The 7,299-nt window shown below is 54.7% G+C and carries 8 protein-coding genes and 3 pseudogenes; 6 read left to right on the top strand and 5 right to left on the bottom strand.

Annotated elements, in window-relative coordinates; translation table 11 throughout:
* Positions 1-135: 135 nt before the first annotated feature.
* Positions 136-435, top strand: a pseudogene (locus tag NKJ06_RS33530) (DDE-type integrase/transposase/recombinase); the annotation flags it as partial.
* Positions 436-493: 58 nt separating this feature from the next.
* Here the strand turns inward: NKJ06_RS33530 and NKJ06_RS33525 are convergent.
* The 5 genes and pseudogenes from NKJ06_RS33525 to NKJ06_RS33505 all read right to left on the bottom strand — a co-directional run.
* Positions 494-757, bottom strand: a pseudogene (locus NKJ06_RS33525) (transposase); the annotation flags it as partial.
* 95 nt (positions 758-852) lie between these two features.
* Positions 853-1,608 carry a methyltransferase domain-containing protein gene (locus NKJ06_RS33520; protein ID WP_352812193.1) on the bottom strand — a complete coding sequence of 252 codons (756 nt, stop codon included), beginning with the start codon at positions 1,606-1,608 and terminating at the stop codon, positions 853-855.
* Complete coding sequence (locus tag NKJ06_RS33515; protein ID WP_352812190.1) at positions 1,601-2,680, bottom strand: glycosyltransferase family 2 protein; 1,080 nt, start codon at positions 2,678-2,680, stop codon at positions 1,601-1,603. Before NKJ06_RS33515 ends, NKJ06_RS33520 begins: the two co-directional genes overlap by 8 nt.
* Complete coding sequence (locus NKJ06_RS33510; RefSeq protein WP_352812194.1) at positions 2,584-3,072, bottom strand: GtrA family protein; 489 nt, start codon at positions 3,070-3,072, stop codon at positions 2,584-2,586. The genes NKJ06_RS33515 and NKJ06_RS33510 overlap by 97 nt, the downstream gene beginning before the upstream one ends.
* An 80-nt stretch (positions 3,073-3,152) precedes the next feature.
* The gene (locus NKJ06_RS33505) at positions 3,153-3,530 is read right to left on the bottom strand and encodes a hypothetical protein (protein ID WP_352812189.1); all 378 of its coding nucleotides are present in this window, start codon (positions 3,528-3,530) and stop codon (positions 3,153-3,155) included.
* Positions 3,531-4,136: 606 nt separating this feature from the next.
* Here NKJ06_RS33505 and NKJ06_RS33500 point away from each other — a divergent pair.
* The 5 genes and pseudogenes from NKJ06_RS33500 to NKJ06_RS33480 form a co-directional block, all read left to right on the top strand.
* Positions 4,137-4,580: a hypothetical protein gene (locus NKJ06_RS33500; RefSeq protein ID WP_352812187.1), complete on the top strand. Its 444-nt coding sequence runs from the start codon at positions 4,137-4,139 to the stop codon at positions 4,578-4,580.
* A gap of 19 nt (positions 4,581-4,599) precedes the next feature.
* Entirely contained in the window at positions 4,600-5,121 is a 522-nt protein-coding gene (locus NKJ06_RS33495) for a hypothetical protein (RefSeq protein ID WP_352812186.1), read from the top strand.
* A 265-nt stretch (positions 5,122-5,386) separates the two neighbouring features.
* Positions 5,387-5,878 (top strand): hypothetical protein, encoded by a 492-nt coding sequence (locus NKJ06_RS33490; RefSeq protein WP_352812184.1) that lies wholly within the window; start codon positions 5,387-5,389, stop codon positions 5,876-5,878.
* Entirely contained in the window at positions 5,835-6,842 is a 1,008-nt protein-coding gene (locus NKJ06_RS33485; protein ID WP_352812183.1) for a hypothetical protein, read from the top strand. The genes NKJ06_RS33490 and NKJ06_RS33485 overlap by 44 nt, the downstream gene beginning before the upstream one ends.
* A 246-nt stretch (positions 6,843-7,088) precedes the next feature.
* Positions 7,089-7,299, top strand: a pseudogene (locus NKJ06_RS33480) (hypothetical protein); the annotation flags it as partial.

Below are 7,299 nucleotides of genomic sequence, written 5' to 3'. Positions count from 1 at the left end.
ACGCCGCCACAAAGCAGAAATCAACCACCCATCAGCCCAGTAAAGCGCGGAAAACCTGCGCCAAGCAGCTCAGGTTCAGCGAGCCACCCCCGTTCTTGCGCCTCTTTGCATCAGAAACGGCGGTAAATCGAGGTGTCCAACCGGGAAGCCATCGTTTCCTGCGATGCCACAAGTCGATTGCATGATTGCTCCCGGCGCCGGTCGAAGCCGATCCGCATCCGCCAAAGCCAATACCTCAATAACCGCATCGACCAGGATCATCGGCGCATCAAGCGCCGCGTGCGGCCGATGCTCGGTTTCAAATCGACGGACGCCGCCGCGGTCACCCTGTTCGGCATCGAGATGGTCCACATGATGCGCAAACGACAGGCGCGGTACGCCTTCAATCCGAACCCGTCTCTCGCCGAGCAGTTCGAAAGCCTCGCTGCCGCATGAGGTTGCCACCACTCTGGCAAATTCTCTGACCAGACAAAACTTTGCAAGGGAAACCTTCCAGCAAGCCTTCTGCCTGGCGCAGCCGCAAGCCAAACACAAGGCCTAGCGTCAAGGTGGTCTCGATCGCCAGATCAGAATAGCGGTGCTGGCCGCCACGTGTCTTGCGTCTTGGCGCTTGCCACCTGGACAGGGCTTCCGGCGTCACCCACAGGGTCAAACTGCCACGATGACGAAGTCCTGCCTCATATTCTGGCCAGTTCGTCACCCTGAACTTCATCTTCTCAATATGATGGCGGCGGCTGGTATTGTGTTTGAAAGGCATGGCTACGCTACAAAGGCTATTGCGGTTGCCGCTTGCCTAGCTAAACCCACACCAATAAACGATCCGTGCACCAACGCCCCGCAATGGCGAAAATCCTATTGCCGCCGCTGACGAGCCGCCTTTTTGGCCAATCTCTTGCTGTTGATCTGGGCGATCTTCGTCACGACCTCGCGTGGCGTCCACCCAACAATCCGCTTACGCAAGCGCCATTGAGCGCTTCCGCCGTCCAGCAACTCTGATGCGCGATCAACCCTCCCTTCCAGAGCAAGCGGTGCAAGTCGCCCTTCGCCAGCGCGATTCGCGTAGACTAGGATATTGTTTCGATACCACGGTTCGATCTGATGGTTATCGCTGACCAGCGAACGAATCGGATCGAAACAGTCGAACCCCTGTTCAGAAAACAGTTCCCGCCAGAATTGCAACGGACGTTCGTTGATGTGGTCTTCGCCGCCCTGATTCACTACGGCTGCGGAAAACGCCACGATATCGCCATGCGCGGTCAGGCTTTTGATGAACTGCTCTGACGTATCCGGTGACAGGTGCTCCGCGACTTCAAACGAAGTGACGAGATCGAACTTCCTGTGCAGATCCAGTCCAAGCGCAAGGTTGCGCGCCACAAACTTATCTGGATCGATTGCGAGCGTTTCTCGATTTACATAATCGCCGTCGACCCCAAGCATATCTGTGCAGCCATATTTCTTCCAGACAGCCAGCCACACGCCCCTTGCACAACCAACATCCAAGATCGACTTGGCCCCTGTGATTGCCTTCAAAACCGGAACTACCCCTAGCGCCGATTTGCGTGCCCCCAGAGCGATGTAGTCGAAGAAGATATCCGAATAATTATGCATCTGCGTTCTCTCGTACGTTTGGTCTTCGTCCTACTATTTCGGCAACTACGAATAGCGGTCTCCCCTTCAACTGCACATAAGCACGGCCGACATACTCGCTAATTGCCGCTAACGCCAAAGCCTGTACGGCAGAAACTGATACGAACACCAGCACAAGACTTGACCAGCCCGGGGCCGTACTGAGAAACAGATAAGAATATAACGTGAAAAGAGCAACGCCGATCAGGGCAATTATCAGCGCGAGAGACAGAAACACTGCGATGCGTAGCGGGGCCATCGAAAAGCTGATAGCGCCATCGATCGCGAGCTTCAGCATCTTCTTCAACGGGTAATTTGTGGTGCCCGCAAATCGCTTTTCTCGATTGTAGAAGAACGGAATCTGCTGGAAGCCGATCCACGCAATCATGCCGCGCACAAAACAATCATGCTCGGGCATGGCATTCAACGCATCAACCACGCGGCGCGTCATAAGCCTGAAGTCACCGGTATCCACCGGAATATCGATCTCTGAAACACGGGAGAGCAACCTGTAGAAGAGCTTGGCCGTCGCCCGCTTGAATGCCGTCTCGCCTGCCAGTCGTTGCCCATAAATGACGTCGGCGCGCTGAGAAATCATTTCCGCGAGCATTTCCGCCAGAAGCTTCTCTGGAGGATCCTGCAGGTCGGCGTCCAAGACAAGTATCAGGTCTCCGCTCACCCTCGCCAATCCAGCCGATAAGGCGAGAGCATGCCCATGATTGCGCGAAAGCTTGAGTCCAACGACTAGATCGTCGCGGGCTGCCAGCTCCGCGATCTTTTGCCACGTACCATCTCGACTGCCGTCATCAACAAGTATCAGTTCAAATCGATGAGAGACGCCTTCGGTCGAGGCGATAACCCGACGATAGAGTTCCTGCAGTCCAAGCTCTTCGTCGTAACATGGCACAACGATGGAAAGCTTGTTACTGCCAGCATGCGTAATGGCGTTCATTAAGCCTAATTCGCGTTTCGTCGCCAACGGAAAACCCAGATCGATAACACTACGAAGTTGACGATTGGCAACAGGAGCACCACGACAACCAGTGAAGTCCATTCAGGGAGGACTCCCGCCTCAGATGCCTGGACGACGACAACGTGAGAAAGCAAATAGCACGCCAATGTAGATACGACAAAACGCGATATCTGGCCCCTATCCCCTATTTTGCGCCCAAATGTAAATCCCGCCTGCATCATATACTGCCAAGAAACCGCCATCGCGTATGCAATAAAATTGCATAACGCGATTGAAATAACATCTAAATACCTCAACAAGCAGTAGAATATAACATAAAACGCGGCGACGCTCAGTCCAACGATCGAATACCGATATACAAGAACGATGTTGTCGCTTGTGGCTAGCTTCGTGAAGCGCTTGACGTGTGACAACGTGCGCCGTTCCTCCGGCGTGCGCCGGTCAAAGATTTGTCGCCATTGTTCGCCCCGCATGATCTCATCCTCGACAAGGTTTGCTTTCATCTTTCTTCAGACCGGCTCGTCCGAGCCAATGCGCCAGAGCTAAAATTACATCAGGTCGCGACCGCAGCAACAACTACAACAATTATAACGACCGCGGCGACGCCAGCCTTTTCCCCGACTTGCACAGGCCTCATGGGTACATCGGTAGCGGAATTACCCAACTCAATGGTCTGTATAAGGCTGGTCAAGGCCGAAACGCTCGAACCACGCTTGCGGCCCGCAATTGCGCCGAGCTTCTTACTACTTGACTTCTGTCGGCTATTCGATCGGATGTAACTTTTAACCTGGTCAAGCATGATGTTGTCGTCGAGGCTCTTTCCAATCGCTACAATCGATGCAAGCCCTCCAGCGCGTGGTTTGAGATTTTCAAGCGGACTGCCTTTGTTTCCTAAATCGTTGACGAATCGCTCTAAGTCAGTTCGCGGCATAGCTAATTCCCGCCTTTGCTCAATGTCGGCAAACTATCCATCTCGCTCTCACCAGCGATCGGATGATGGTGCCGTGAACAAGCAAGCGCCGTACCAACCTCAAAAACATCTGATTTTGCGCGTTGTCTGACCGTACGCATTGTCAACTTGCCTGCCTTTTGGGTTCCGAACCCGACAATTGGCCCGCTCCAAAAGCAGGCAACCGCAAAACTCTTCGCTCAGCCAGCGCTCTGCAGTCGCCAGCTCAGTTGCTGATGCCGCCAGTCGATTCTTTCCAGCAAGAGCATCGGGAGACACCCATAAAGTGACTCTCGAAGAGGATGAAGCGAGAATCGTCGAGAACTGTGCGGTCACTCGCTGGCGTTCCAAAGGCGGGGGGGCGGGCGATGAAGCGCGGCTGAGTGCCCAAGTTGAGAACGCGCGTCGGCGTCTCCAATCGCGGGAAAGCACCATCCCGGCTATCGCGAAGGAGTACAAGGTCGGGCGGTGGACCTTATCTCGCGCGCTTTGCCGATTATCGCCACAAGGAACCTGAGACGGAAGACAGCCAAGAACTTCAGCATGCCACGATGACCGGAAAGCAATTTTTGATGTATGTATGGAAACATGGCTGAGCTAATCATCCCAAAATACGTGTCCGAACGGGTAAATTCGACGATCGAACTCGGAAGTTCGACCGTCGAAATCACGCAGAGCGGAAAGACGGTGGCAGGAAATGGGCAAGCGCGGCTATACTTGGGACAGCGCGAGCTGGTCATTGTTACAGTTAATTTTCCTACTTCAACTGATTCGATCTTGTTGTTTGATGCCAAAGGCAAGACGACACTGCGCTTTGGAAGTCTAGGGCGCCCGGTAGATGTCATCTGCCTTGAATCGAGGCCGACAAGCTCCAGTTGCGAGATGCAATTTCTGGCGCGATCAGGCCCATTCGTCTTCTGTTGTGACCGGCGCATACGGCTTCAATCCGTTGTTCTGCATCTCCTGAATTTTCCGGCATTCGTCTGCCTCGGCGACATCCGCACCATATCAATCTCGCACTGGATGGTTTGACGAGCATCACGGTGAATGCTTGGCGGGAGTTTATCCGGGCTTCGCGAAGATTTTGCACGACCCCCAATTTGGCGCGGCGGTCTCCGCCGCTCTCTACTGGTATCTTCGGAGCAACCGTGCCGGGGATGGTGCTGGCGTAGACAGTGGCCTGATACTTTCACAAGCGGCGTTGGAGCGCCTGGCATTGGCCGTGCTCACTGCAAACGGGCTACCGGTCCCGCGTTATGCAGCCGAAAAGCTCAGAGCCGCCTGCCGTTATCTAAAAATACCGACAGCCCTGCCGAGAGATCTCAAGCAACTGCGAAAAGCAAAGCGGGCTGGCGACCTTGCGGGTGGGCCTGATGCAGCTGTGAAGATTCGTAACGAATTGGTGCATCCAAATCGGCGCATGAAATCGGCGACCGGGCCGCTCATCAGTCAAGGCTGGCAGCTCGCACAATGGTACATCGAAGTATTTCTGCTCAAGCTCTGTGGCTACAGCGGAATTTATTCAAACCGCCTGTCGCCAAGGTGGGTGGGCGAGGTGGAGAAGCTTCCGTGACCAAGGCACCTATGGCGTTCCTTGTTCGATCCCACCGGAGGCAGGGATCATGTTCCTCGTCCCGATCATGCCCATTGGGCTGCCGGTCTTTGTGGGAGAAGGTCAACCCTGGCGCTTGACCTGCCGCAGGGGCACGAAGTGCACCAGGCCGCCGTAGGCGTCTTCGGAAAGGCTGGCATAACTCCGGAGATTGAATGTCAACTTCACAGTGCCCGTAATCGAAAATACCTCGACAGGACGGACATATCCAGAACATGATGGTTTCATGAACAAGGCTCGAATCCACCTCTTCCCTGACACCAATCTTTTCTTTCAGTGCAAAGATATTGGCGGTCTTCCCTGGTCGGACCTAGGGGACTTCGATGAAGTCGAGTTGATTGTCTCCCGCCCTATTCAAAAGGAGATTGATAGGCGCAAAGGCGAGACGACCACAAGGCTAGGAAAACGCGCCCGAAAAGCTCACGGCCTTCTACGTGATGTAATCTCAAACAAACTCAATCCCATCGTGTTGCGCGAAAAGAACCCCAAAATCTTGCTGTTCTTGCAGGTTGATCTGAAGCCGAATGCGGCGCTGGCAACTAAGCTCGACTACGAAGAGGCCGATGATACGCTGGTTGGAATCACAAGTGGCTTTGCCACAAACAATTCAGAACTGGATGTGGGTGTTCTCACACATGACGGAGGGGTGATGGGCGTCCGCCGTCACGGCGGGTGTGGCGCACTATGCTATTCCCGAAACATGGCTGGCGCCCCCTGAAGAAACAAAAGCCGACAAGGAACTTAAAGCGGCGCAGGCTGAAATTATCCGCCTGCGCACCGCCGAGCCGAAATTCGAGGTGACTTGCGTTGACGGAGGTGGTCAACCTATTGACAGGATTGTCCTCGACAATCCGCATGTGGAGGCATTGGTCCCCAGCGAAATTGAAACGCTGATGCTGCAAGCGCGAGAAAAATTTCCCGAGCGGACAAATTTTAGTCCCCCAAAGACAGTGCTGCCCGTGTCCTCGGGCAAGGGGATTTCGTTAGAGTCCCTAAAAGGCTTGTATATGCCTCCGACCGACCAACAGATCGAGGCCTACCACGAGGCCTACAAGAAGTGGGAAGTAGAGTTGGAGGAAGCGTTAGGGCGCATTCATAAGCGGCTAGTCGCCGAGACATCGAAGCTGACGGCCAGTTTTCGTGCACGTAATGTCGGGACGCGGCCTGCTGAAAATGCACTCGTTGAAATGATAGCGCATGGAAGCTTTTACATCTGGCGACCGAAGCGCGATGATGACAATGATGGCCCCAAACGAAAGGGACTTCCGCCCCCTCCGGCAGCACCAACGCGCCCCAACTATGCCCACATGTTGGGAAGGCACATGCGCGGCTTCGGGCTGTGGGACAATCTTCACCCAGCTGTCCCTTCTGCGCTGTCCTTCATGCCGAAGGAGCATGATGCGGAAGGCTTCTACTACAAGACAGGCTCTTCCGGCTCAGGTCTGAGTCTGTCATGCGATTTGTGGAGACACGGCCAAGGAAGCGAAGGCTTCGACGCTTTTATCGAGCCGCACAGCCTTAAAGAGGCTTCGGGTGCAGTTGAGCTTCGCATCCATGCAAGCAATTTGACCGATACCGTCTCGCTGAAGATTCCGGTCGAAATCCGTTCCACGGCGTTAAGCGCATTCGACTACGCCGCAAAAGAGATCGACCAGCTTAGTCAGAAGCCCGAGGACGAATGACACGCGGCTAGGCTCGTGGGTCAAGTGGCGCGAAAGCCTCTCCTGTCAGGGTTCCAGGAGGCTCAAAGGCCCTTTGGTCGTCTCCATGTGCGAAAGCATGGTGCGGTTCCGAGGGTGGCATACACCTTCGGTCGCGATCCAACGGCGAATACGGTGGTCTGGGTGTAAGCGCGAATTTCCCCGCACCTTTTGCTGTTGAGTGGTCTGATGCATGAGGTGTCCACCAAAATAGGTGGACACCAAGTGATGGAAGAAGATGAGCAGAAACTGCGGGTGAGACTTGTCGGTCGGAACGGGCGACGCCGATACGACCCCGCATCGAAGGACCGTCTTGTCGCGGCCTGCCTTGAGCCTGGTGACCCTGGATCGGCTCGCAAAAGGGGGTCTGACTCACATTTGATGATTTTGCATGGCGGCGTGGTGCTGTTTTCTGAGGGGAATCAGCACCATGGTGAGA

This window comes from Mesorhizobium sp. M0293 (assembly GCF_040321735.1).
In the GTDB taxonomy this organism is placed as follows: domain Bacteria; phylum Pseudomonadota; class Alphaproteobacteria; order Rhizobiales; family Rhizobiaceae; genus Mesorhizobium.
This window is presented reverse-complemented; position numbering and strand designations above follow the sequence as displayed.

Coding starts and splice junctions, on each gene's coding strand:
- NKJ06_RS33505 (WP_352812189.1), bottom strand. CDS start 3,530: ATGCCGCGAACTGACTTAGAGCGATTCGTCAACGATTTAGGAAACAAA.
- NKJ06_RS33515 (WP_352812190.1), bottom strand. CDS start 2,680: ATGGACTTCACTGGTTGTCGTGGTGCTCCTGTTGCCAATCGTCAACTT.
- NKJ06_RS33500 (WP_352812187.1), top strand. CDS start 4,137: ATGGCTGAGCTAATCATCCCAAAATACGTGTCCGAACGGGTAAATTCG.
- NKJ06_RS33490 (WP_352812184.1), top strand. CDS start 5,387: ATGAACAAGGCTCGAATCCACCTCTTCCCTGACACCAATCTTTTCTTT.
- NKJ06_RS33510 (WP_352812194.1), bottom strand. CDS start 3,072: ATGCGGGGCGAACAATGGCGACAAATCTTTGACCGGCGCACGCCGGAG.
- NKJ06_RS33520 (WP_352812193.1), bottom strand. CDS start 1,608: ATGCATAATTATTCGGATATCTTCTTCGACTACATCGCTCTGGGGGCA.